The organism is Streptococcus sp. SS4 (assembly GCF_030440125.1).
In the GTDB taxonomy this organism is placed as follows: domain Bacteria; phylum Bacillota; class Bacilli; order Lactobacillales; family Streptococcaceae; genus Streptococcus.
Map to the genome: position 1 here is coordinate 13,189 of NZ_JAQFJM010000011.1, position 22,758 is coordinate 35,946.

General features: G+C 40.1%; 22 protein-coding genes and 1 pseudogene. 16 read left to right on the top strand and 7 right to left on the bottom strand.

Features of this window, described 5'->3' with window-relative positions; translation table 11 throughout:
• The first annotated feature begins 188 nt into the window (after nt 1-188).
• Together PCY16_RS09705 and PCY16_RS09710 are read left to right on the top strand one after the other, a co-directional pair.
• A complete protein-coding gene (locus tag PCY16_RS09705) occupies nt 189-644 on the top strand; it encodes a CtsR family transcriptional regulator (RefSeq protein ID WP_002889615.1) in 456 nt (151 codons plus the stop codon).
• Nucleotides 645-3,095 carry an ATP-dependent Clp protease ATP-binding subunit gene (locus tag PCY16_RS09710; RefSeq protein WP_195413963.1) on the top strand — a complete coding sequence of 817 codons (2,451 nt, stop codon included), beginning with the start codon at nt 645-647 and terminating at the stop codon, nt 3,093-3,095.
• Nucleotides 3,096-3,224: 129 nt separating this feature from the next.
• Here the strand turns inward: PCY16_RS09710 and pbp3 (PCY16_RS09715) are convergent, their stop codons facing one another.
• Both pbp3 (PCY16_RS09715) and pbp3 (PCY16_RS09720) read right to left on the bottom strand, forming a co-directional pair.
• Nucleotides 3,225-4,481, bottom strand: coding sequence for a D-alanyl-D-alanine carboxypeptidase PBP3 (gene pbp3 / locus PCY16_RS09715; protein WP_195413964.1), 1,257 nt, complete (start codon nt 4,479-4,481; stop codon nt 3,225-3,227).
• Nucleotides 4,482-4,625: 144 nt separating this feature from the next.
• On the bottom strand, nt 4,626-5,873 hold the full coding sequence (pbp3, locus tag PCY16_RS09720; RefSeq protein WP_195413965.1) for a D-alanyl-D-alanine carboxypeptidase PBP3: 1,248 nt from the start codon (nt 5,871-5,873) through the stop codon (nt 4,626-4,628).
• 209 nt (nt 5,874-6,082) lie between these two features.
• Between pbp3 (PCY16_RS09720) and pnp the strand changes: the two genes are divergently transcribed.
• From pnp to rpsI, 13 genes are all read left to right on the top strand, one after another.
• Complete coding sequence (gene pnp, locus PCY16_RS09725) at nt 6,083-8,320, top strand: polyribonucleotide nucleotidyltransferase (protein WP_195413966.1); 2,238 nt, start codon at nt 6,083-6,085, stop codon at nt 8,318-8,320.
• Nucleotides 8,317-9,087: an SseB family protein gene (locus PCY16_RS09730; RefSeq protein WP_060971525.1), complete on the top strand. Its 771-nt coding sequence runs from the start codon at nt 8,317-8,319 to the stop codon at nt 9,085-9,087. Before pnp ends, PCY16_RS09730 begins: the two co-directional genes overlap by 4 nt.
• 86 nt (nt 9,088-9,173) lie before the next feature.
• The gene (gene cysE / locus PCY16_RS09735) at nt 9,174-9,794 is read left to right on the top strand and encodes a serine O-acetyltransferase (RefSeq protein WP_014633706.1); all 621 of its coding nucleotides are present in this window, start codon (nt 9,174-9,176) and stop codon (nt 9,792-9,794) included.
• Nucleotides 9,795-10,170: 376 nt separating this feature from the next.
• Nucleotides 10,171-11,514, top strand: a complete 1,344-nt coding sequence (gene cysS, locus PCY16_RS09740; RefSeq protein ID WP_060971526.1) for a cysteine--tRNA ligase — start codon at nt 10,171-10,173, stop codon at nt 11,512-11,514.
• Nucleotides 11,507-11,908 (top strand): Mini-ribonuclease 3, encoded by a 402-nt coding sequence (locus PCY16_RS09745; protein ID WP_037599742.1) that lies wholly within the window; start codon nt 11,507-11,509, stop codon nt 11,906-11,908. The genes cysS and PCY16_RS09745 overlap by 8 nt, the downstream gene beginning before the upstream one ends.
• A gap of 288 nt (nt 11,909-12,196) precedes the next feature.
• Nucleotides 12,197-13,870 (top strand): hypothetical protein, encoded by a 1,674-nt coding sequence (locus PCY16_RS09750; RefSeq protein ID WP_301354540.1) that lies wholly within the window; start codon nt 12,197-12,199, stop codon nt 13,868-13,870.
• Between the two features lie 47 nt (nt 13,871-13,917).
• Nucleotides 13,918-14,661 carry a 23S rRNA (guanosine(2251)-2'-O)-methyltransferase RlmB gene (gene rlmB, locus PCY16_RS09755; RefSeq protein ID WP_301354541.1) on the top strand — a complete coding sequence of 248 codons (744 nt, stop codon included), beginning with the start codon at nt 13,918-13,920 and terminating at the stop codon, nt 14,659-14,661.
• Nucleotides 14,662-14,663: 2 nt separating this feature from the next.
• Nucleotides 14,664-15,179 (top strand): NYN domain-containing protein, encoded by a 516-nt coding sequence (locus PCY16_RS09760; RefSeq protein WP_175062692.1) that lies wholly within the window; start codon nt 14,664-14,666, stop codon nt 15,177-15,179.
• A gap of 8 nt (nt 15,180-15,187) precedes the next feature.
• Nucleotides 15,188-16,048, top strand: coding sequence for a DegV family protein (locus PCY16_RS09765; protein ID WP_301354542.1), 861 nt, complete (start codon nt 15,188-15,190; stop codon nt 16,046-16,048).
• 125 nt (nt 16,049-16,173) lie between these two features.
• Nucleotides 16,174-16,671 (top strand): hypothetical protein, encoded by a 498-nt coding sequence (locus PCY16_RS09770; protein ID WP_301354543.1) that lies wholly within the window; start codon nt 16,174-16,176, stop codon nt 16,669-16,671.
• A gap of 9 nt (nt 16,672-16,680) precedes the next feature.
• Nucleotides 16,681-16,881, top strand: a complete 201-nt coding sequence (locus PCY16_RS09775) for a helix-turn-helix transcriptional regulator (protein WP_002886373.1) — start codon at nt 16,681-16,683, stop codon at nt 16,879-16,881.
• A gap of 249 nt (nt 16,882-17,130) precedes the next feature.
• A complete protein-coding gene (gene rplM, locus PCY16_RS09780; protein WP_002886374.1) occupies nt 17,131-17,577 on the top strand; it encodes a 50S ribosomal protein L13 in 447 nt (148 codons plus the stop codon).
• Between the two features lie 27 nt (nt 17,578-17,604).
• The gene (gene rpsI / locus PCY16_RS09785; RefSeq protein WP_002888293.1) at nt 17,605-17,997 is read left to right on the top strand and encodes a 30S ribosomal protein S9; all 393 of its coding nucleotides are present in this window, start codon (nt 17,605-17,607) and stop codon (nt 17,995-17,997) included.
• A gap of 109 nt (nt 17,998-18,106) precedes the next feature.
• Here the strand turns inward: rpsI and PCY16_RS09790 are convergent, their stop codons facing one another.
• Together PCY16_RS09790 and PCY16_RS09795 are read right to left on the bottom strand one after the other, a co-directional pair.
• Nucleotides 18,107-18,328 (bottom strand): tyrosine-type recombinase/integrase, encoded by a 222-nt coding sequence (locus PCY16_RS09790; RefSeq protein WP_037611047.1) that lies wholly within the window; start codon nt 18,326-18,328, stop codon nt 18,107-18,109.
• A 244-nt stretch (nt 18,329-18,572) separates the two neighbouring features.
• Nucleotides 18,573-19,181: a DUF1269 domain-containing protein gene (locus PCY16_RS09795; RefSeq protein WP_037611045.1), complete on the bottom strand. Its 609-nt coding sequence runs from the start codon at nt 19,179-19,181 to the stop codon at nt 18,573-18,575.
• Nucleotides 19,182-19,677: 496 nt separating this feature from the next.
• Here PCY16_RS09795 and PCY16_RS09800 point away from each other — a divergent pair.
• A pseudogene (locus PCY16_RS09800) lies at nt 19,678-20,011 on the top strand (diacylglycerol kinase family lipid kinase); the annotation flags it as partial.
• 331 nt (nt 20,012-20,342) lie between these two features.
• Here PCY16_RS09800 and PCY16_RS09805 read toward each other — a convergent pair.
• Genes PCY16_RS09805 through PCY16_RS09815 form a run of 3 tightly spaced genes read right to left on the bottom strand, consistent with a single transcriptional unit; the run spans nt 20,343 to nt 22,715 of the window.
• A complete protein-coding gene (locus tag PCY16_RS09805; protein WP_301354544.1) occupies nt 20,343-21,560 on the bottom strand; it encodes a site-specific integrase in 1,218 nt (405 codons plus the stop codon).
• Nucleotides 21,561-21,570: 10 nt separating this feature from the next.
• Nucleotides 21,571-21,843, bottom strand: a complete 273-nt coding sequence (locus PCY16_RS09810; protein WP_037611321.1) for a helix-turn-helix domain-containing protein — start codon at nt 21,841-21,843, stop codon at nt 21,571-21,573.
• Between the two features lie 44 nt (nt 21,844-21,887).
• Nucleotides 21,888-22,715 carry a hypothetical protein gene (locus tag PCY16_RS09815; RefSeq protein WP_037611320.1) on the bottom strand — a complete coding sequence of 276 codons (828 nt, stop codon included), beginning with the start codon at nt 22,713-22,715 and terminating at the stop codon, nt 21,888-21,890.
• Between the last annotated feature and the right edge of the window lie 43 nt (nt 22,716-22,758).

Genomic DNA, 22,758 nt, shown 5'->3' on the forward strand with positions numbered 1-22,758 from the left:
CTGTCAAAGTGGATAGAAAATTTGAATCAAACACCTTAAGTTACCTAATATTTTAGTCTTATTTATTGTATCTTATATGGTCTCTAATGACAACTTTAAAAAGCTTTTTGAAGGTATAGTTTCCCATGAGCTGACATTTTTGGTATAATAATAGTCAGTTATAGTCAAATTAGACTGGAGGAATTAAGATGGCAAGAAATACATCAGATAGTATAGAAGAATATATTAAAGAATTGCTGGGCCAGTCTGGAATTGCTGAGATTCAACGCTCGAACTTAGCAGATACTTTTCAAGTTGTACCGAGTCAGATTAATTATGTTATTAAGACCCGCTTTACAGAAAGTCGTGGTTATATTGTTGAGAGTAAGCGTGGAGGTGGCGGTTATATTCGTATCGTCAAAGTCAGATTCTCTGACAAGCACCACATGATTAATGATTTGCTTCAGAACTTAGCGGATCAACTCAGCGAGCAGGTATTTACAGACTTGATCCAGTTGCTTTTTGATGAAAAAATCATCACAGAACGTGAGGGAAATTTGATTTTAGCAACTGCTAGTGATGATATTTTAGGCGCAGATGCGGCTGCTATTCGTTCGCGTATTCTACGCTCGCTATTACTTAGATTGGATAGAAAAGGAAATTAGATGACGACATATTCAAGAAAAATGCAGGCCATTTTCCATCGTGCACAGCTTGAGGCAGAGCGTTTTGGAAGTCCTTTTCTGGAGACTTGGCATGTGCTTCTGGCTATGGTTGAGGTTCCAGGATCTGTAGCCTACCTAACATTTACTGATTTTGAGGACCGTATTCGTGCGGAAGAGATTGAGACAGCCGCTGTACTAGCGATGGAGAAAAGTCCAAAAGACTTGTCTGAATCAGATATTATCGATTTACGTGCACAGTCACATGCTTTAGAGGCTATGTTGCAAGAGGCAGAGGGAATTGCTGGTGTGACTGGTGCTGTAGAGGTAGGGTCTGAACATGTATTGATGGCCTTTCTCCTTCATAAGGATTTGATGGTTTGTCGTCTCCTTGAAGTTGCTGGTTTTCAATATAAGGATGACAGTGATAAGCCTCGCATTATCGATTTACGACGTTCTTTGGAGCGTTACGCAGGTCTTAGTAAGCAAGACTTGAAGGCCATTCATGACCTTCGTAAGCCTAAAAAATCAAAGGCATCAGGAAATTTTGCTAATATGATGCAGCCTCCCCAATCTTCTACTGGGGAACTGTCAGATTATACCAAGGACTTAACGGCTGTAGCCGAGTCAGGTGCTCTTGATCCTGTTATTGGACGTGAGAAAGAAATTTCACGCATGATTCAGGTTTTGAGTCGTAAAACGAAGAATAACCCAGTTCTTGTTGGTGAAGCAGGTGTTGGTAAGACGGCACTGGCGCTTGGCTTGGCACAGCGTATTGCTTCAGGCGAAGTACCTTTTGAGCTGGCTGATATGCGTATCTTAGAGCTTGATATGATGAGTGTGGTTGCAGGAACACGTTTCCGTGGCGATTTCGAAGAACGTATGAATCAAATCATTGATGAGATTGAAGCTGATGGAAAAATCATTCTCTTTATTGACGAATTGCATACGATTATTGGTTCTGGTTCAGGTATTGATAGTACCTTGGATGCGGCTAATATTTTGAAACCTGCTCTAGCACGTGGAACTCTTCATATGGTTGGAGCAACAACTCAAGCTGAGTACCAGAAGCATATTGAAAAAGATGCAGCTCTTTCTCGTCGTTTTGCTAAGATTACAATTGAGGAGCCAAGTGTAGCTGAGGCGATTGATATTCTAAAAGGCCTACGTTCGTCTTATGAAGACTATCATCGTGTAACGATTACTGATGAAGCGGTTGAGACAGCGGTCAAGGCGGCGCATCGTTATTTGACGAGTAAAAACTTGCCTGACTCTGCCATTGACCTTTTAGATGAAGCGAGTGCAACTGTTCAAGGTCGTATTAAAAAAGAAGCCAAACGTGAGATAACGCCTTTGGATGAAGCGCTTCTATCTGGTGATATGAAGTCTGCTGCTAAACAATATAAGGCTAGCCAAAAAGCAAAATTACCAAAACCTGCTTTGGTAGATGCGGATCAGATTATGCAAACCCTTAGTCGTTTATCAGGTATCCCTGTTGAGAAGATGACGCAGGCTGACAGCAAGCGTTACCTGAATCTTGAATCAGAACTCCACAAACGTGTTATTGGTCAAGATGAGGCGGTTTCGGCTATCAGTCGTGCTATTCGTCGTAACCAGTCAGGTATTCGTACTGGAAAACGTCCTATTGGTTCTTTCATGTTCCTTGGACCGACTGGTGTTGGTAAGACAGAATTGGCCAAGGCTTTGGCGGAAGTCCTCTTTGATGATGAGTCAGCTTTGCTTCGCTTTGATATGTCAGAATACATGGAAAAATTTGCGGCTAGCCGACTTAACGGTGCTCCTCCAGGTTATGTTGGATATGATGAGGGCGGTGAGTTAACAGAAAAAGTTCGTAATAAGCCTTACTCAGTTCTTCTCTTTGACGAGGTGGAAAAGGCTCACCCAGATATTTTCAATATTCTCTTACAGGTTTTGGATGATGGTGTTCTGACAGATAGCCGTGGACGTAAAGTTGATTTTTCAAATACCATTATCATCATGACTTCGAACTTGGGAGCGACTGCTCTTCGTGATGATAAGACTGTTGGTTTTGGAGTTCAAGACATTTCTCATAATCACCAAGCTATGCAGTCACGTATCATGGAAGAACTTAAGAAGGCCTACCGCCCAGAGTTTATCAACCGTATTGATGAAAAGGTTGTCTTCCATAGTTTAGAGGAAGAGCAGCTTCGTGAGATTGTCAAGATTATGGTAAAACCGTTGGTATCAGCTTTGGCTGAAAAAGGGATTGACTTGAAATTCCAACCAGCTGCCCTCAAGCATTTAGCTAAAGATGGCTATGATGTTGAGATGGGTGCTCGTCCATTACGTCGCACGATTCAAACTCAGGTGGAGGATAAGTTATCTGAGCTCTTACTAGGTGGCCAAGTAGTTAGTGGACAAACCCTTAAGATTGGATGCTCGAAAGATAAATTAACCTTTACAGTAGTGTAAAAATCAAACAAAAAGACAGATTACAGGTGTAGTTTGTCTTTTTGTTGTGTCAATAGGAGTCAAGATAGAGTCAATCTTTCTGTAAAGTTGGGGTAAAAGAAAAAGCCGAGCAAAGCTCGACTGTAATGATTAGAGTTTTTCGTTGACAAAGTTGACAAAGTGATTCCACCAGACCTTGAGGAAGAAGCTTTTCTTAACTTCTTTACCAGCAACCAGTTCCATGCTAGGCATACCTTGGTTAGGCAAGTAACCTTCTCCTACAAGTGACTTATCTTCAAAGGTAGCCGTTCCAACCTTGTTACTTGAGTTGACGGGGGCTTGGACTTGATTTGTAGTGACTTTAATGTGTTTACTATTGTTAGCATCTATTTTTTGGATGATATTAAAGTCAGACTTAGCGACAGCAGTGACTTGCTTAGATTTACCATCAAGGACATGGGCTTGACTTTTACCGATAGCTTGCCCTTTTTTGGCAATGGTCTTGCTTTCCCAATGATAGACCACGTAATTAAGTAGGTCATTGGTTGCAGTAAAACGGGCGTAGTCATCAGTATCGGTATTATCAGCATTCAAAATGACTGTAATAATGCTCATACCACTTTCATTTGAGTGGGCCACGAAGGAGGCACCGGCTAAATCAGTGGTTCCCGTTTTTAGGCCATCCACCCCTTTACGGTAACTAGGTTGTCCCTTAAGCATATAGTTGAAGGTTTTAAGTTTGTTAACACCATCAAAATCAGCCTCAGTTTTTTTAGTGATATCGAGGATTTCAGGATATTCTTTCACCACGTGTTGTGCAATGATAGCAACATCTTTAGCACTCATGGTATTTTCTTCGTCTGATTTAGAGCCTGGATAGATATTGTCACCTAAGTAAGAATTATTGAGACCAGAGGCATTGACAATCTTGGCATCAGTGATACCCCAATCTTTAAGTTGGTCTTTCATCATGTCGACAAACTTACTTTCGGTTCCTCCGATTTCCTCGGCTAGAGCAATCGATGCACTATTGGCACTGGAAATAAGAGTTGCGTCAAGAAGTTGTTTGACAGTGTATTTGCGGGCGTCTAGTGGAATATTAGATACTCCGGCACTGACAGTTAGTTCAAATGGGTAGTCAGAAATGTCAACTTTGCTGTTCCATTTGAGGTCTCCCTGATCTACCGCTTTATAAACCATATAGGCTGTTAGGAGCTTGGTAATAGAGCCAATCCCTGTAGAAGTGGTTGCATCTTTTTCGTATAAAATTTTGCCAGTAGTAGCTTCGACAGCGATGGCATGTTTGGCTGCGGCATCATATCCTTTTTTCTTATCTGCTGCAAAAGCAGGGGCTACGCTTCCCAGACAGAGTAAGAAGGTCATCATAAGCGTAATCAGTTTTTTCATGGTTTGTTCCTTCATGTGTTTTGGATATTTATTATACCACATTTTGAGAGGAACATAAGGTGTAGAGAAGGGGCATTTACTAACAGGACTAATTTTGAAGGCAAGATAAAACTACCTTTTGATATCTAAAAGGTAGTTTTGTGTTTACTTATTTCCTGTAAAGAAATTAACGATATGGTTCCACCAAACTTTTAAGAAGAAACTTTTCTTGATAGATTGGTTGGCTGTTACCGAAATTTGAGGCGGATCAGAGATGTAACCTGTTCCTACGAGATCCTCATCATCAAAGGTTGCTATTCCAATAGTGTCACCTTTTTTGATAGGTGCTGTTATGGTTTTTGCTTTGATTTTAACAGCATCATTTTTGCTGTTTATTTTTTGAATGACTGTAAGGTCTGACTCGAGCTTAGCAGAGATGGTTTGCCTGTCTCCATCGGCTACCTTAATATCATTTTTCTTGATGATTTGTCCCTTGGTGTTGAGGGTTTTGATTTCCCAGTTTTGAGTCACATAATCTAGCAACTCATTTGTGGCTGTGAATCGAGCAGCTTCATCCTCTCCGCCATTGTCCGCATTCATAACAACTGTAATCAAACTCATGCCATTTTCATTGGAGTGGGCTACAAAGGATGCCCCTGCAAGCTCGGTTGTTCCAGTCTTGAGTCCATCAACGCCTTCACGGTAGTTGTCTTGCCCCTCCAACATGTAGTTGTGCGTCGTTAATTTGTTGTCACCTTCGAAGTCAGTTTCGGTTTGCTTGGTGATTTCAAGTACCTGAGGATAGTCTTTGATGAGGTGGTCCGCAATAATTGCAACATCTAGGGCGCTCATCGTATTCTCGTCATCTGGTTTTGAGCCAGGATAGCGGTTATCCCCAAGATATTTATTATTTAGACCAGAAGCGTTAAATAATTTAGCATCTGTAACGCCCCATTCTTTTAGTTGGGCTGTCATAGTGTCAACGAAGGCACTCTCTGATCCTGAGATTTTTTCAGCCAGAGCAATAGCAGCACTGTTAGCGCTGGAAATGAGGGTGGCATCTAGGAGTTGTTTAACAGTGTATTTTCGGGAATCCAGTGGGACATTTGAAACTTCTGAATCAACGGTTAAGTTGAAAGGATAGTCTGAAATATCTACTTCAGTGTCCCAGGTAATTTTTCCTTGATCAACTGCTTTATAGACCATGTAGGCTGTTAGGATTTTAGTCATTGAAGCCACACCATCAGGGGTAGTGGCGTCCTTTTCATAGAGGACTTTTCCTGTAGTTGCTTCGATAGCAATCGCATGTTTAGCGGAAACATTAAAGTCATCTGTCTGTTCTTGTGCTAGAGCAGGTGTTACTAGGCCTAGTAAGATTAAGGCAACCATAATGATGTGTTGTAATTTTTTCATAGTCATTCCTTTGTCTCTCATAAGTGTTTATTATATCACAAAACGACTTAAATATCTGAGAGAAAGGGAATCTTAGCCGCCAACTTATGCCGGAGCTCTGCCATTTTTGACTATATTATGGTAAAATGAAAGTTATATCAAATGAATGACATAAAGTTGACCGGTTCGTTTTTATAAGAGCTGGTCATGGATAAAAAGAGGGATCAAACATGGCTAAACAAACTTTTGAGATGACCTTTGCAGGACGCCCGCTTGTCGTTGAAGTAGGGCAGGTAGCCAAGCAGGCTAATGGTGCTGTCGTCGTGCGTTATGGAGATACAACGGTATTATCAACAGCTGTTATGTCTAAAAAGATGGCAACTACAGATTTCTTTCCTTTACAGGTTAATTATGAGGAAAAAATGTATGCAGCTGGTAAGTTCCCGGGGGGCTTTAACAAGCGTGAGGGTCGTCCTTCAACAGATGCCACGTTGACTGCTCGCCTCATTGACCGTCCTATTCGTCCTATGTTTGCGGAAGGTTTCCGAAATGAAGTTCAAGTCATTAACACCGTCCTCTCTTATGATGAGAATGCTAGTGCTCCGATGGCAGCTATGTTTGGCAGCTCTTTAGCTCTTTCTATTTCTGACATTCCTTTCAATGGTCCGATTGCTGGGGTTCAAGTGGCCTATGCCGCAGAAGATTTCATCATCAACCCAAGTGCAGCGGATAAGGAAATTTCACTTTTAGACTTGACAGTGGCAGGTACCAAGGAAGCTATCAATATGGTAGAGTCGGGTGCTCAGGAATTGTCTGAGGATATTATGTTGCAAGCACTCTTGAAGGGACATGAGGCTATTCAAGAGTTGGTTGATTTCCAAAATTATATCGTTGCAGCTGTTGGTAAGGAAAAGGCTGAGGTTGAACTTCTCCAAGTTGATGCTGATTTGAAAGTCGAAATCGAAAAGGCTTATTATGATCAGTTAGCTAAGGCTGTTCAGGTGGAAGAAAAACTGGCGCGTGAAGCAGCAACCCAGGCTGTTAAAGAAGAGGTCCTTACTTCTTATCAAGAACGCTTTGCAGAAGATGAAGATAAGGAAACCATTCTGCGTGATGTAGCAGAAATCCTTGAGCAGATGGAACATGCTGAAGTACGCCGTCTCATTATCGAGGATAAGGTTCGTCCAGATGGTCGTCGTGTGGATGAAATCCGTCCTTTGGACGCAGAGATTGACTTTCTTCCTAAGGTTCATGGTTCAGGTCTCTTTACACGTGGACAAACTCAAGCCTTGTCAGTTTTGACTTTAGCACCTATGAGTGATACACAACTTGTTGATGGTTTGGATCCAGAGTATAAGAAACGTTTCCTTCACCACTATAATTTCCCTCAGTATTCAGTGGGTGAAACAGGGCGTTACGGTGCACCAGGTCGACGTGAAATAGGTCACGGAGCCCTAGGTGAACGTGCCCTTGCTCAGGTTCTTCCAAGTGTTGAAGAGTTCCCTTACGCTATCCGTTTGGTAGCAGAAGTCTTGGAGTCAAATGGTTCTTCCTCACAAGCCTCTATTTGTGCAGGAACCTTGGCTCTTATGGCTGGCGGTGTACCGATTAAGGCGCCTGTTGCAGGGATAGCCATGGGGCTTATCTCAGATGGTACTAACTACACTGTCCTGACTGATATTCAAGGTTTAGAAGACCATTTTGGAGATATGGACTTTAAAGTAGCTGGTACACGTCAAGGAATTACAGCTCTTCAGATGGATATTAAGATTTCAGGTATTACACCTGCCATTCTCGAAGAGGCTTTGGCTCAAGCCAAGGTAGCTCGTTTTGAGATTCTTGACGTTATTGAGTCAGCAATCGCTGAGCCACGTCCAGAATTGGCACCAACGGCGCCTAAGATTGACTGTATTCAGATTCCTGTTGACAAGATTAAGGTTGTCATCGGTAAAGGTGGCGAAACGATTGACAAGATTATCGCTGAGACTGGTGTCACTATCGATATCGATGAAGAAGGTCTTGTTCAGATTTTCTCTAGTGATCAGGATGCCATTAACCGTGCTAAAGCTATCATCTCCGATCTTGTACGTGAAGCTAAGGTTGGAGAGGTTTACACTGTACCAGTTGTGCGTATTGAAAAGTTCGGTGCCTTTGTTCACCTCTTCAATAAGACAGATGCTCTTGTCCACATATCAGAACTAGCTTGGGAACGCACTGAGCGTGTCGAAGATGTGGTTAAGGTTGGGGATATGGTAACTGTTAAAATTATCAAAATCGATGAAAAAGGACGTATCGATGCCTCAATCAAGACCTTGCTTCCTAAGCCTGAAAAGATTGAGGACGGGGAAAATAAAGGAGAGCATCGTCACCGCCGTCGTTCTCATCACAAACCACGCCACCATAATGAAAATGGTGAAGCACCGAAAAATCCTGATAAATCAGAAACGAAAGAACAGATAGAAGAATGACAGAAAATCAAGAATTGCAAGCTTTTGATGAAACTCTAAAAGAATTTTTAAAGGAACCAGACCACTTTTTGACCAGTTTGGCTTTGGTTAATCACTTACAACGTACTCCCGTCTTGGCTGCCCAAGACCTCTACGCAGTTGAAGTGGAAGGCAAGAAGGTTGTTCCTGTCTTCACTAGTGAACAGGACTTACAATCTTTCAAAGCTACTCAAGAGAGTGCTCGAGAACAGACTTGGATAGAACGTTCAAGCTTAGATATCCTAACACAACTGGTTCAGGCAGAGCTTTTTGGTATTGCTTTCAATTTAAAAGAGGATGGTGATTTCTCAAATACCACTCTGTTTGCAAGCAGTGAACTTATCCAGTTTATCAACTATTTCACTCAGACGCTCAATAACCTTTTGGGTGAGGAAAATCAAAAGGCGGATCCTGAAGATAAGATTTATCTTGTCCCAGCCTTCATTCACAAACGCGAGGAAGATGGTCAGGATGACCGTCTCTTTGCGACCATGTCGAATGCAGAGGGACAGAGTTATGTGCCTGTGTTTACGAACTTAACGAGCTTTGCAAAATGGTACGGTAACGAAACTTTTGGCCTACCTTTCCGTAAGGCTAAAGGGACGATTTTACAATGGCCACTGTCAGAAATTTACCAGCCTTCAACAGGTGAAAATGAGTTGGATAAGGTTCAAGGTATTGTCATCAATCCGTTTGATGAGCAACCTGAGTTAGTCGATTGGTCTTATTTTGAGGGGGATAGCGAGTAGACCTAGTGTTTACAGCTTTCCACTTTAAAGAAATAATAGGGCCACAACAAACAATAATAGCAATAATGATGTAAGGAGTGACCTAAATGGGTTGGTGGAAAGAAAGTATTGATATAGTAAAGAAAAATGACCCAGCAGCTCGGACGAGTCTGGAGGTTCTTTTAACCTACCCTGGATTAAAAGCCTTGGCTGCTCATCGTATCTCACATTTTCTCTGGCGCCACCATTGTCGACTCTTAGCGCGTATGCATAGTCAGTTTTGGCGCTTCTGGACTCAAATCGAGATTCACCCAGGGGCTCAGATTGCTGAAGGTGTTTTCATTGACCATGGCTCAGGCCTTGTCATTGGCGAGACAGCTGTTGTGGAGAAGGGTGCTATGCTTTACCACGGTGTCACTTTAGGTGGTACTGGTAAAGATGTCGGAAAACGTCACCCAACCGTTCGTGAGGGTGCCTTGGTTTCAGCCCATGCTCAGGTCATAGGCCCTATTGAGATTGGAAAGAATTCTAAGGTCGGTGCGGCAGCTGTGGTTGTTGCGGATGTCCCAGAAGATGTTACAGTCGTTGGTGTTCCTGCTAAGGTTGTGCGTGTTCATGGTCAAAAGGATGAAGAAGTTATCCACGATATTGAAGAAGGTCGTGAATACTATAGCGAAAAGCTAGAAGACCTTCTAAAAGCAGCTAGCTTCCACTCATCACGGCTATAAGGAAAGGAAACGATGAAACTTTTTAGTTCAAAGGTAACTCGATTGACGGTCGTGGGCCCTCTTGCCCTTGTTTACATTGCTTTACATAGAGCAGACTATAGCATGGCAGCCTTGTGGTTTTGCATTGCTCTTTTATGGGTTGGTCTTGTTTTTAAGCAACGTCACAAGTAATACTTGAGTTATGAAAAATTTATTCAAAAACAATCCTTTTTTGGTCTTCTATATAGTTGGGAGTTTCCTTTCAGCTATGTCTCTCTTGGCTCAAGGTCAGCTGGTAGCGGCTATATGGATTATCATTCTTGTGATACTCTTGTGTTTATACCTAAACCATATCAAGGATAAAAAATAGTTTCCAGTTAATTGAAAGGAATCTCTAGTGATTAAAATTTATGATACGATGACGCGTTCGCTCCGTGATTTTGTACCTTTGACAGAAAATGTTGTCAATATGTATGTCTGCGGACCAACAGTTTACAATTATATTCATATCGGAAATGCCCGTTCAGCAGTAGCTTTTGATACTATTCGTCGTTATTTTGAGTATTGTGGCTACACAGTCAACTATATTTCCAACTTTACGGATGTAGATGATAAGATCATCAAGGCAGCTAATGAAGCTGGTATTTCAACTAAGGAATTGTCGGACAAGTTTATCGCAGCCTTTATGGAGGATACTGCACAGCTTGGCATTAAACCAGCGACACAAAATCCTCGTGTTATTAACTACATGGATGAAATCATTGCATTTGTGTCAACCTTGGTTGACAAAGGATTCGCCTATGTCTCTGAAGGTGATGTTTACTTCCGAGTAGCCAAGTCAAACAACTATGCTAAATTGGCTAACAAGACTTTGGAAGATCTTGAAATTGGTGCAAGCGGACGTACGGATGCTGAAACAGAACGTAAGGAGAATCCTCTGGATTTTGCCCTTTGGAAAGCTGCCAAAGAGGGAGAAGTTTCTTGGGACAGCCCGTGGGGACCTGGTCGTCCTGGTTGGCACATCGAATGTTCAGTTATGTCGACTGAAATCCTTGGAGATACCATCGACATCCATGGTGGAGGGGCAGACCTTGAGTTTCCACACCATACCAATGAAATTGCCCAATCAGAAGCCAAAACTGGCAAGACCTTCGCCAACTACTGGATGCACAACGGTTTTGTCAATGTGGACAATGAGAAAATGTCAAAATCCTTAGGTAACTTTGTAACGGTTCATGATATGCTTAAGACAGTCGATGGTCAAGTGCTTCGCTTCTTCCTAGCAACACAACAGTACCGTAAGCCAATTAACTTTACTGAAAAAGCTATTCATGATGCTGAAGTCAATCTTAAGTATTTGAAAAACACCCACAGTCTTCCATTGACAGATCAGGTGAATCAAGATGAGTTGCAAACTTATCTTGAAGCCTTCCAAGAAGCTATGGATGATGACTTTAATACGGCGAATGGTGTGACTGTTCTGTTTGACATGGCCAAATGGATTAATTCAGGCAATTATGACCAAACCGTTAAGGATGTCTTTGAAAAAATGCTCCAAGTCTTCGGTATTGTTTTCGAAGAAGAAGTCCTTGATGAAGATATCGAAAAACTCATTGAAGAGCGTCAAGCAGCGCGGGCCAACAAAGACTTTGCGACAGCAGACCGCATTCGCGATGAATTAGCTGCTCAAGGTATCAAACTTCTTGATACCAAGGATGGTGTGAGGTGGACACGTGACTAAACACCTTGATGTCAACCTTATTAATGGTATTGCTCTCGCTTTTGAGGGAGATGCTGTTTATTCCTTGTACATTCGCCGTCACCTGATTTTTCAAGGTCAGACCAAGCCAAATCAATTGCACCGTCTAGCTACACGCTATGTATCGGCAAAGGCGCAAGCTAGTCTCATTGAAAAAATGCTAGAGCAAGAGCTTTTGACTGAAAAAGAGCTAGATATCTATAAACGAGGTCGTAATGCGAATAGCCATACCAAGGCTAAAAATACAGATGTCATTACCTACAAAATGTCAACAGGCTTCGAAGCAGTCATGGGCTATCTTCATATGACCGAGGATATTGCTCGCTTAGAGGAACTTATTGATTGGTGTATTGACGAAGTTGAAAAAGAAATCTAAAAATTCTGCCGAGAGCAGGATTTTTTGTTATTTAAAGGCTATAAAAATTGTGACAATTAGTTGAAGCTTCAAAATTTAGATTATTTGATAATCAAAGTAATTCAGCGATTTGACAATAAAAAATAAGATGAAACTAATATTTAGTACCTTGAAAATGAGAAAGTTAAGGGATGTCTAACACGTGTAAAACCCCGATATTATAGCTTTTTTAATAAAACTAATTTGACAGAAAGTAAAAAAAAAGTCTATAATATTAATAAATGAGGCCATCTAAAAATGAGGAGGTGAATGGAAATAGCTAAGAAAAAAGTTTTCTATACAACTTTTGCTGCTTTGATTTTATCTAGCTTTACGCTTCAAACAGGTAAAGCAGATGAGGTTCAGGTAAAACCTGATGAAGCTAAAATAGATTATGTTAATAGTGAGGCACCGGCTCCAGTTGCTCCTCAGGCTGATCTTTCATCGGTAGGAGCTAAGGCAGAGCCAACGAGTCAAGTAAGTTCAGTAGTGACCTCAACGTCACTGATGGTTATCTCTTCAAGTGAGACAGATGAGGGGCTTCTTGAGGTACATTCTCAAGTTGATATCGTGGAGACTAGCGTTTCTACGACTTCATCTCATTCAGAAGAGGCTCGTGCCCAAGCTTTTGGTGAGGATCGATCAGTAGCGACATCTGAACGAGGAGATGCAAATCCAACATCTGATTCTGAACAAGCTAAACCAAATATTGTGCTTACTTATGATAAGTCTCGTGAGGCTACAGCGACTGCAGAGTCTCAAGCTGTAACTTCAATGTATAAGAGTGAAAGCACACTATATACATCCGAACTTGCTGGAAATACACATGCAGTTATTGAAAAATCAGAGTATTCTTCACTGGATTCTCATACGACATCTGTAAGTGCGACTCCTACTAGCCAAGCTATTGCAACTTCTGAAGTCGCTTCTGAGTCTGCAAGTACTGCAAGTTCTCTTGCATCTACGGCTCCAGAAACGAGTCAGTTAAATAATAATTCAGAAGATAGCTTAACTGTCCTCACGATTGGTTGGAAAGATTCATCATCAACTTCTGAGGTCTTTGAAACTTCTGAAGTGGTTTCTATGTTGCAAAGTGAGAGTTTGACCTATTCGTCAGAGGTAACCTTTACGGATGGACTCATCTCAGAAATCTTAGCGACTCCAATCACTTCTGAAGTATACACCGTTGTTCCAAAACGAGATAGTACTGGAGCGCTTCTTGAAGATCAATCTGCTGTTACAGGGAATACAGACATTCTTTATTTAGCACGTGGTGAAATCTTTAACGTCAATTTTGATGTTAACAAGATGGAAGGTAAGAAGATTAAGGGCCTTAATCTAGTCCTTGATGGCAAACAAATTCATCATAGCTACTTTGTTGAAGGAACTCTGGATGAGGTCAATGCTGGTTTGAGTGCCTACCATTTGGCAGAACAAACGACTGGTATTCATAAAATGACCTTTGAGTTGATTGATACGAATAACAATATTCATTACCTGACACAGACTTTTAGCGTCTTCAATGAAGGCGAGCGTCCAGTGACACCTGATAGTTACCGTAGGAATCAGTATTCATCAACGACAACAACGACTGTACCGGTTACTTATAATACCAGTGCAAATAACTATACTGAGACCGCCAATCATATACAAGCTACGGCTGTTAATGAGTTGGCTGAGACAACTAGAGCGTTAACACAGCAATTAGCAGAACAAATTGCTGAGGTTTTGAGTGGTTGGTCTTCAGCGATTTCTGGAAATAATTCAACAAGCACAGGTTCAATTGATATCTTCCAAGCGGCAGGTAAAACCATTACTCAAGCTGCGAGAAAGATTGCAGAATCAATCTCAGATCCAGATACAATTGGTAAGCAAGCTTTGGCTGCTGCAACTGTTGTTCTCGTTCTTCTAGTGCTTTACTTAGCAGCAATTACATTTATTTAACATGCTTTGCCCTCGTAAGAGGGCTTTTTTTATGATAGAATTAGCTTATGAAAACAACTAAAGAATCAAGTCTAGACATTGTTTACGGTGTGCACGCCGTAACAGAGAGTCTAGAAGCAAATACTGGTAATAAACTCTATATTCAAGATGATCTTCGAGGGAAAAATGTTGATGCCATTAAGGCCTTGGCAGCTGAAAAGAAGGTTTCCATCTCTTGGACACCTAAGAAAACCTTGTCTGATATGACAGGTGGGGCTGTGCATCAAGGTTTTGTTCTTCGTGTGTCAGAGTTCGCTTATTCTGAGCTCTCAGTTATTATGGATAAGGCTGAACAAGAGGAGAATCCTCTAGTCCTCATTTTAGATGGACTTAACGACCCTCATAACTTTGGTTCTATCCTACGTACAGCTGATGCTACTCAGGTGACAGGAGTTATTATTCCTAAGCATCGTGCTGTGGGGGTAACCCCTGTCGTTGCCAAGACATCAACAGGGGCCGTGGAGCATATTCCCATTGCCCGAGTGACTAATCTTAGCCAAACTCTTGATAAGCTTAAAGAAGCAGGCTTCTGGGTGTTTGGAACGGATATGGATGGGACCCCATCTCATAAATGGAATACAGCTGGAAAGGTTACCCTTATCATTGGTAATGAAGGTAAGGGAATCTCTGCTAACATCAAGAAACAAGTGGATGAGATGATTACAATACCCATGAGTGGTCATGTGCAGAGCCTTAATGCCAGTGTGGCAGCAGCAGTTCTCATGTATGAAGTTTATCGAAACCGATTGTAACTATGAAAAAAAGAATACTTCTAGTTGATGGTTATAATATGATTGCCTTTTGGCAAGAAACCCGTCAACTCTTTAAGACCAACCAGCTTGATGAAGCTCGTGAAACCTTGCTTCGTAAGCTCAATCATTATGCTAACTTTGAACATATTGATATTATCTGTGTGTTTGATGCCCAGTTTGTTCCAGGGAGTCGTCAACGTTATGATCAATATCGTATCAGTGTCATTTTTACTGAGGAAGATGAGACAGCAGATAGCTATATTGAGCGCGCAGCATCTGAGATGAATACTGTTCAAAATCTAGTTGAAGTAGCAACTAGTGACTTAAATGAACAGTGGGCTATTTTTTCACAAGGGGCTTTACGTGTTTCGGCGCGTGAGTTGGAAGAGCGTGTCAATACCGTTAAGTCTGATCTAGACAAGATGTCGGCACATATTGACTTAAAGACACCAAAACTACGTCCATGGGACGATGCGCAATTAGGGAAATTACAGGACCTTTTAAATGAAATAGAATAGAGGGACATATGACATTTAACATTTTGACAGATTCCACAGCAGATCTAGATGAAAAATGGGCTCAGGAGAATAAGGTAGAGCTCGTTGGTTTGACCATTACGCTTGATGATATTGCCTATGAGACCGTTGGTCCTAACCGTTTAACGAGTGACCGTCTCTTAGAACGTATGCAAGAAGGCAGTCAGCCAACCACAAGCCAGGTGAATGTTGGTCAATTTGAAGAGGTTTTTCGTCGTCATGCTAAAAATGGTGATGCTCTTCTCTATATTGCCTTCTCATCAGTGCTTTCAGGTACTTATCAAAGTGCTGTTATGGCGCGTGACATGATTTTGGATGAATACCCAGAAGCTGTCATTGAGATTGTAGATACTCTAGCGGCAGCAGGTGGGGAAGGTTATCTCTCTATCTTGGCGGCAGAAGCTCGTGACCAAGGTAAGAGCTTATCTGAAACGAAAGCCATGATTGAGGACATTCTGCCACGTTTACGGACTTATTTCTTAGTTGATGATCTCTACCATCTCATGCGTGGGGGACGTCTCTCAAAGAGCTCAGCTATTATTGGTAGTTTGATTAATATTAAACCTCTCCTTTGGTTAGATGCTTCAGGCAAGTTGGTTCCTCTGGCCAAGATCCGTGGACGTAAAAAAGCCATTAAAGAAATGGTCCTACAAGCTACCCAGGATATTGGACATAGCACAGCAATTGTTGCTTATGCCAATGATAGTGAAGCGGCGGAGAATCTAAAAGAACAATTGTTAGCAGTTGACGGCATTGAGCAAGTTCTCATTATGCCACTTGGGCCAGTCATCTCTACTCACGTCGGACCAGATACCTTGGCCGTCTTCACGATTGGTAAAGAAGCTAGATAGAAAAAGTGTCAGATAGGATTTCCTATCTGATTTTTTGTTTTCTGAAATGCTAGATTAATAGAAAATCAAAAGATAATCCATACAAAATGAATGATATATTTGACATAACGTAAAATAATGCTATAATGAATCTAGAAAATGGAGGAAACAAAATGAAGAAGTCAAAGAAAAAAGTAGCTAGCACGATGGATGAACGTGCTCAGTTGATCAGCGGAGAATCTTCTGCTAGAGGTTATTGGGTAGCCATGCTTGGTCTATTTGTAACGATTATGGTTGTTAGTAAGACACACTCTGTCGAATTAGTGCAGTCATTATTATACATTACCTTCTTTGGTTCTATGTGTGTGGTCGTAGTGCACAGCGTATCACGGAATGGCCACCCATGGTTGCTGGACAAAAAACTTGAGAAGAAGATGCTCATATTGTCCTGGGGAATGTGTCTTTTGGGAATTTTTATATTGCTAATGGGCCTCTTAAGTCTATTTCAGTCGTTTAAGATAGGGAAGAATCTTATGAGTAGTGTAGCATTTTTGACATTGGGTTTGACCCTTATTTGTGACTGCTGGGTTATTATTAACAGAATCAAGAAAAACCGTTTGGAAGAACTAGAAGACGAAGAATAGGATTTTTGAATGAAAAATTTAAAAATGAAGTCAGCTCGTGTAGCAAAGGATCTCACTCAACAGGGGTTGGCAGATGCTATAGGGGTCTCTCGTCAGACTATCTCAGCTATTGAAAAGGGAGACTACAACCCGACTATAAATCTGTGTATTGCTATCTGCAAAACTCTGGACAAAACTTTAGACCAGCTTTTTTGGGAATCTGAGGATTAATTTGTACCCCCTTAGAGGTTAATTAGGTATGATTTCTAGTCTTACACCTTATAAAATGAGAGACTAAAAAAATACAAAAAATAAAAGAAAACACCTCCAAATGACTTGCCTTGGACGTATTTTTTTGATATTATGTTAAACGGTATTGTTTACCCCATTTGAAAGGCCCCGGAACCTTCCAAATACTTTTCGATGGGAAGGAACACCCATCACTCGTAAACAAAAATCGAACTATATATAGGAGAAATCATGAACAAAACAACATTTATGGCTAAACCAGGCCAAGTTGAACGTAAATGGTATGTCGTTGACGCAACTGATGTGCCACTTGGACGTCTTTCTGCAGTAGTTGCTAGCGTACTTCGCGGAAAAAACAAACCAACTTTCACACCACACACTGATACAGGTGACTTCGTAATCGTTATCAATGCTGAAAAAGTTAAATTGACTGGTAAAAAAGCAACTGATAAGATCTACTACACTCACTCAATGTACCCAGGTGGATTGAAACAAATCTCAGCAGGTGAACTTCGTTCTAAAAATGCTGTTCGTTTGATTGAAAAATCAGTTAAAGGTATGCTTCCACACAACACTCTTGGACGCGCACAAGGTATGAAATTGAAAGTCTTCGTTGGCGGTGAGCACACTCACGCTGCACAACAACCAGAAGTACTTGATATCTCAGGACTTATCTAATTCTAAGAGGAAAGGAGCACTAATATAATGGCACAAGCACAATATGCAGGTACAGGACGCCGTAAAAACGCCGTTGCACGCGTACGTTTGGTTCCAGGTACTGGTAAAATCACAGTTAACAAAAAAGATGTAGAAGAATACATCCCACACGCAGACCTTCGTCTCGTTATCAACCAACCTTTCGCAGTTACTTCAACTGAAGGTTCATACGACGTACACGTTAACGTTGTAGGTGGTGGATACGCTGGTCAATCAGGTGCGATCCGTCACGGTATCGCTCGTGCACTTCTTCAAGTAGACCCAGACTTCCGCGATTCATTGAAACGCGCTGGACTTCTTACTCGTGATGCACGTATGGTTGAACGTAAGAAACCAGGTCTTAAGAAAGCTCGTAAAGCATCACAATTCTCAAAACGTTAATCAACACGATTATATCAACGTTTACAGACATTCAAGAATTATTTCTTGGATGTCTTTTTTTGTTCAAAAAACTAAAGTTCACCCCAAAATTCACCCCATATTCACCCCATCAATTTTTTAAACTACGAAAAGCAATATCACCTACAGTCCGATTGACTTTATCTTTGATATTAACGTAAGTTTTTGTAATCTCTTTATCACTATGAGTAAGAGCTTCTGAGATGGCTTCAAGAGAAACACCTGCTTGTTTAGCAAGAGTAGCACCAGTATGTCTTAGTTTGTGTGGTGATGCTGGTGCTAATTCGGGATGTCTTCGTCTGACTGATTTCATCTTGATAAAACTTAAAATTTTTCTAATTATAACGAAGCATAGTCAAAAAGCTATGACCTCTATATTCACAAAAAAATCCAGACCAATACTAGTCCAGATTTCTTGTCTATTAAACATTCTTTTCAAAGAATGGAAGAACGGCTGTAACGGCTTTGTCAACGCAATTATTTAACTGTGAGAATCCGACGCACATAAATTTTAAATGGCGTCTCAGTCACATTTAAATTTATGAGACGCTTAGACGTTAGGCTTTCAATTTATCAAATTTTGATTTGATGTTTGCCTTGAACTCTTCAATTTTGGCCTTGCGCTCTGCTTTACGTTCAGCCTTCATTTGCGCACGCGCTTGGTTGTAGAGGTCTTCTTGGACTTGCAGAGCTGCTTCGATTTCGGCTACGACGGTTGCTACATCCCAACGCACGATTTGGGTGTCGTACTTGGTGAAGTAAGCATCGATGACTGCTTCGTTGTTTTCTTGCACCAAGGCGACAACGGCTGTTTCGCCGTCGATCAATTTTTGAGACACAACGTCAATCAAGCCAGCTTCTGCCGTATCAACGGTATCACCAGCAGCCAAACCATAGAGGCTGCCAATACCATAACCAAACAAGACGCCGATAGGACCACCCAAAAGCCCGATAACTGCACCGAGCAAGCCACCTTCTAGGGTTGCATCCGTCGTTGAATCTTCAAAGTCATAGCGTTCTTTTTCAACGATGTGACCGTTTTCATTTTTGACCAAGGCGATTTGAGCAACCTTGGTCGTCTGAGTTTGGCGGAAAGCCTTCAAATCCGCAAAGGACTGATAAGCTTCGCTTTCAGTGTTAAAGACTGAAACTACTAGGTTTTCCATAGTTAGTACCTCTTTTCTAAAAATTACATGTGCATTGTAACACAGTTTCAATCACTTTTCAATCATTTTAGTGCGACATTTTAATTGCTATGTCGCGTTTATCAGCGTCAAAGAACAGTTTCAGCAGCGGTATATCTTTGCCATATCCCAGCCCAGACACTCTGGAGACTCTGAGTGACTATCAAGAAAGGCGTCCAGCAACATCTTAAAGCCTCCCGTGCAAAAAGTAAATAAATAGTGTTTTTCCTGTATGCCTGTCACACGGCTAAAAGACCGCTTGACCAAATCTTCCAGAAAATTATAGCAGATTTATGTACCAGCTCTGTGTAGCGAGTCTGATGAGCGTGCCGAATCACATCGACACTTTTATAGAATCTGCCAACTGTTTCCTTATGGTCGAATCCTTGAAAGAAGTCGCTTTATTCGTCGGTCAAGACAATTAATTTGGCTGGTGCAACTGATTCGCCAAGCTATGAACAAGCAATTATTACCTTTTGAAAGCAAAAATGGCAATTATGAAGGTGAAGCTACTCAGGTCTTAGTTCTTCTATCCAATTACTATGCAGACAAAAAACTATTTGATGAAAATACAGATGAATATGGAAATATCTTGATTTTAAAGGATTCATCCATCATTTCTAAATTATCGGCTATCCCAGATTTATTAAAAAGGGGATCTAGTAGGTAACAATAATATCGAATATATCAAAGTACGCAATATTAGGATTTCTTCAGAGGTTGAGTTAGAGTCAGATGTTGATGGGGATAAGTCGGATAATCTGCCAATAGATATAAAAATACTAGAAAACAGGCTTGAAAAAGGCTCGTAAAGCTAGCCAGTTCTCTAAACGTTAATTCGTTGCTGGACAGCAGAATACAAACGAAAACACTTTGCATCTTGCAAGGTGTTTTTTTCTATGAGAACTGGCGGTGCGCAATTAGGATAGCTCTAGCGACTTTAGTCGCATAGAGATATGCTATGCACAGTTGCCCCAAGAAAACAAGCGAAGCGATGTTTGATTGGATGGCAACCACTGCACTCAAAACGTTAATCAACACGATTATATCAACGTTTACAGACATTCAAGAATTATTTCTTGGATGTCTTTTTTTGTTCAAAAAACTAAAGTTCACCCCAAAATTCACCCCAAGTTCACCCTATTACTTTTTGAGACTTCTAAAGGCTATTTCTCCTGCTGTTTGATTTACTGTTTCAGTAGTATTGACATAAGTCTTCGTTATTTGGATGTCACTATGAGTAAGTGCTTCTGAAATAGCATTTAATGATGTTCCAGCCTGTCTTGCCAGAGTTGCTCCGGTGTGTCTTAATTTGTGAGGAGATGCTGGAGGAAGTTCCGGATGTCTTCTTCGAATAGAATTCATTCGATGATTAAGATAATCAATATGAAGTGGAACGTTAATACCGTTTGTTCTATTATTGTATGTGAAAACGAATTGCTTTTCATTCTGTCTGATTCCAAACAGCTTTAGTTGCTTTTTTTGTTCTATTTTCCAATCGGTCAGGATATTCATTAGTTCTTTAGGTGCTTTAAATAGAGTTTTTTTATTTCCTTTAGTTGATTTAACATTTCCGAATTTGTCTAATGCTTGTTCAATGAGAATTTCATTTTTTTCAAAATTGATATGTTTCCATTGGAGAGCGTAGGTTTCTGATTTTCTATCTGATAAAAAGAATGTCGTATAGAACAAAGCATAATCTTTTAATTCCATTCGATCATTTTTTAGATCGTCATCAAATGCTTGTAGCCATTGTTTAAGTTCTTCCTCATTTAATGCTAGGTCTTCAAACTTTTTACTTTCTTTGAGGGCTAATTTTTTATTAGCTTTAATTCTACTGATTGTCTTTTTTACCTTATTGACTTGAATATATTCAAGCTCTTCTGCCCAGTCCAAGACAGAATTGACGTACCCTCTAATGGATTTAAAGTTGGCATAAGAATTCGATAGTGGAGTAAGAAGTGACAAAACTAGTTGTTTATTTTCATTGAGATGATCAATAGAATAATTACCTAGGACTGGAAGAATTTGCAAACGAAAGAGATTTTCTGTTTGAAAGACAGTTACTGCTGTAGGTGGTTTAATAGTAGCAGTAGCTTGTCCTGCTTTATAGGGTTCTAGCCAAATGTCTTTGTAAAAATCTTTAAATAGGATGTCTCCTTTTCTTTGAGATAAAGTAGAAAATCTTCCTAAACGTGCATTTTCAATGTCAACAGCTAACTTAATTTCTGCTTCCTTTGCCTCTCTGCGAGTTTTGAATCTTTTTTCAAATCGTTTACCCATTCCTAACTTTCCTTGGACGTCATCGGGTATGTACACCCTTAGCCTATAAGATCCATTTTTTGTTTTTGAAATGCCCATTTTTGCCTCCTTATGCGCTTATCTCTAGTCGAGTCATCCACTGATTGATACTTTCTTTGCTGAAACGAATGGATTTTCCAATTCGAATATAGGGTAATCCCATTGCAATCCAGATATCAAGGGTATTATGTGAAACTCCAAGATAATGGCACGTTTGTTTTTTGTTCAGAAATGGAGTATCTAATCCCATATCTTCTTTGAAATGATGAATCTCATCTTTGATAAGAGTTGCAATCATTTTTTGAATTTCTTGTGTCTGTTCTTCTGGTAATGTTACCTGCATAATGTCCTCCTTATAAAAAAGAACCGTAATAATACGGTTCTATATTAAGTAAATTGTTGTTCATAAAAGGATAAGCTTTCCTGAATAAAATTATCTAGAGAATTTATCCATTTCAATATATCCTTAGGGAAGTTTGAGTGAATTTCATTGCCTAAATTAAGATACAGTGTGTCATCGTCATTTTTATATTTTTCAATTAATTCCTTGTATTTAGTAAATTTCCCTTTTAAGATACTTTCATACACTTCAAAAAAGTGCTTAGTAGATATTAGTAGACTATGATGATACTCTGTAATGGTAGTGTAAAAATCTATATTAGCAATATCAAAACGATCCTCTAAGATTGTATTCCTTACTTTTTCTAAGGTACTTTTAGCAGAGTTACTAAATTTAAAATTTTCACCTTCTTTAAGGATATATTCTAGGTTAAAACTATATCTTAAGCCATCGAAATAAATAGGTATATGACCGTGTAATGCAAAGTTTCTTAATGTATACATAAGCTGATAGTAGAAATTAGTATCATATATCTTTTTAAAATGATCATCCATCAAGTCAGTTTGTTCAAATGATTCTAAGAGATCTGTTAGGGTTCTACTACTTGTAAGGTAGCTGATAAGTAATGAATTTAAAACTATAAATTCTTCTGACTTATCTTCACATTTTAGCGATATAAAACCATTTTTTTTGACTTCAAATTCAACAAAAATCTTATAAAAATTATACTCAGTAATTTTGAAATAATTAAAGATAGTGTGTAGTTTGTCAGATGTCTTCAAGCAATTCAAGATGAATTGCTCATCGTCTGGACTTAAATTTACAGTTTTATCAAGGATATTGGAATCAGCTATTGATACTGATTTGTTATTCATAGTAAACCTCAGCGTATTATTTGTAAGATAAACTAAATTATAT

What these genes read in the sequence shown, in the direction of transcription:
- PCY16_RS09705 (WP_002889615.1), top strand. Translation starts at nt 189, where the DNA reads ATGGCAAGAAATACATCAGATAGTATAGAAGAATATATTAAAGAATTG.
- PCY16_RS09710 (WP_195413963.1), top strand. Translation starts at nt 645, where the DNA reads ATGACGACATATTCAAGAAAAATGCAGGCCATTTTCCATCGTGCACAG.
- pbp3 (WP_195413964.1), bottom strand. Translation starts at nt 4,481, where the DNA reads ATGAAAAAACTGATTACGCTTATGATGACCTTCTTACTCTGTCTGGGA.
- pbp3 (WP_195413965.1), bottom strand. Translation starts at nt 5,873, where the DNA reads ATGAAAAAATTACAACACATCATTATGGTTGCCTTAATCTTACTAGGC.
- pnp (WP_195413966.1), top strand. Translation starts at nt 6,083, where the DNA reads ATGGCTAAACAAACTTTTGAGATGACCTTTGCAGGACGCCCGCTTGTC.
- PCY16_RS09730 (WP_060971525.1), top strand. Translation starts at nt 8,317, where the DNA reads ATGACAGAAAATCAAGAATTGCAAGCTTTTGATGAAACTCTAAAAGAA.
- cysE (WP_014633706.1), top strand. Translation starts at nt 9,174, where the DNA reads ATGGGTTGGTGGAAAGAAAGTATTGATATAGTAAAGAAAAATGACCCA.
- PCY16_RS09750 (WP_301354540.1), top strand. Translation starts at nt 12,197, where the DNA reads ATGGAAATAGCTAAGAAAAAAGTTTTCTATACAACTTTTGCTGCTTTG.
- rlmB (WP_301354541.1), top strand. Translation starts at nt 13,918, where the DNA reads ATGAAAACAACTAAAGAATCAAGTCTAGACATTGTTTACGGTGTGCAC.
- PCY16_RS09760 (WP_175062692.1), top strand. Translation starts at nt 14,664, where the DNA reads ATGAAAAAAAGAATACTTCTAGTTGATGGTTATAATATGATTGCCTTT.
- PCY16_RS09765 (WP_301354542.1), top strand. Translation starts at nt 15,188, where the DNA reads ATGACATTTAACATTTTGACAGATTCCACAGCAGATCTAGATGAAAAA.
- PCY16_RS09770 (WP_301354543.1), top strand. Translation starts at nt 16,174, where the DNA reads ATGAATCTAGAAAATGGAGGAAACAAAATGAAGAAGTCAAAGAAAAAA.
- PCY16_RS09775 (WP_002886373.1), top strand. Translation starts at nt 16,681, where the DNA reads ATGAAAAATTTAAAAATGAAGTCAGCTCGTGTAGCAAAGGATCTCACT.
- rplM (WP_002886374.1), top strand. Translation starts at nt 17,131, where the DNA reads ATGAACAAAACAACATTTATGGCTAAACCAGGCCAAGTTGAACGTAAA.
- rpsI (WP_002888293.1), top strand. Translation starts at nt 17,605, where the DNA reads ATGGCACAAGCACAATATGCAGGTACAGGACGCCGTAAAAACGCCGTT.
- PCY16_RS09790 (WP_037611047.1), bottom strand. Translation starts at nt 18,328, where the DNA reads ATGAAATCAGTCAGACGAAGACATCCCGAATTAGCACCAGCATCACCA.
- PCY16_RS09795 (WP_037611045.1), bottom strand. Translation starts at nt 19,181, where the DNA reads ATGGAAAACCTAGTAGTTTCAGTCTTTAACACTGAAAGCGAAGCTTAT.
- PCY16_RS09805 (WP_301354544.1), bottom strand. Translation starts at nt 21,560, where the DNA reads ATGGGCATTTCAAAAACAAAAAATGGATCTTATAGGCTAAGGGTGTAC.
- PCY16_RS09810 (WP_037611321.1), bottom strand. Translation starts at nt 21,843, where the DNA reads ATGCAGGTAACATTACCAGAAGAACAGACACAAGAAATTCAAAAAATG.
- PCY16_RS09815 (WP_037611320.1), bottom strand. Translation starts at nt 22,715, where the DNA reads ATGAATAACAAATCAGTATCAATAGCTGATTCCAATATCCTTGATAAA.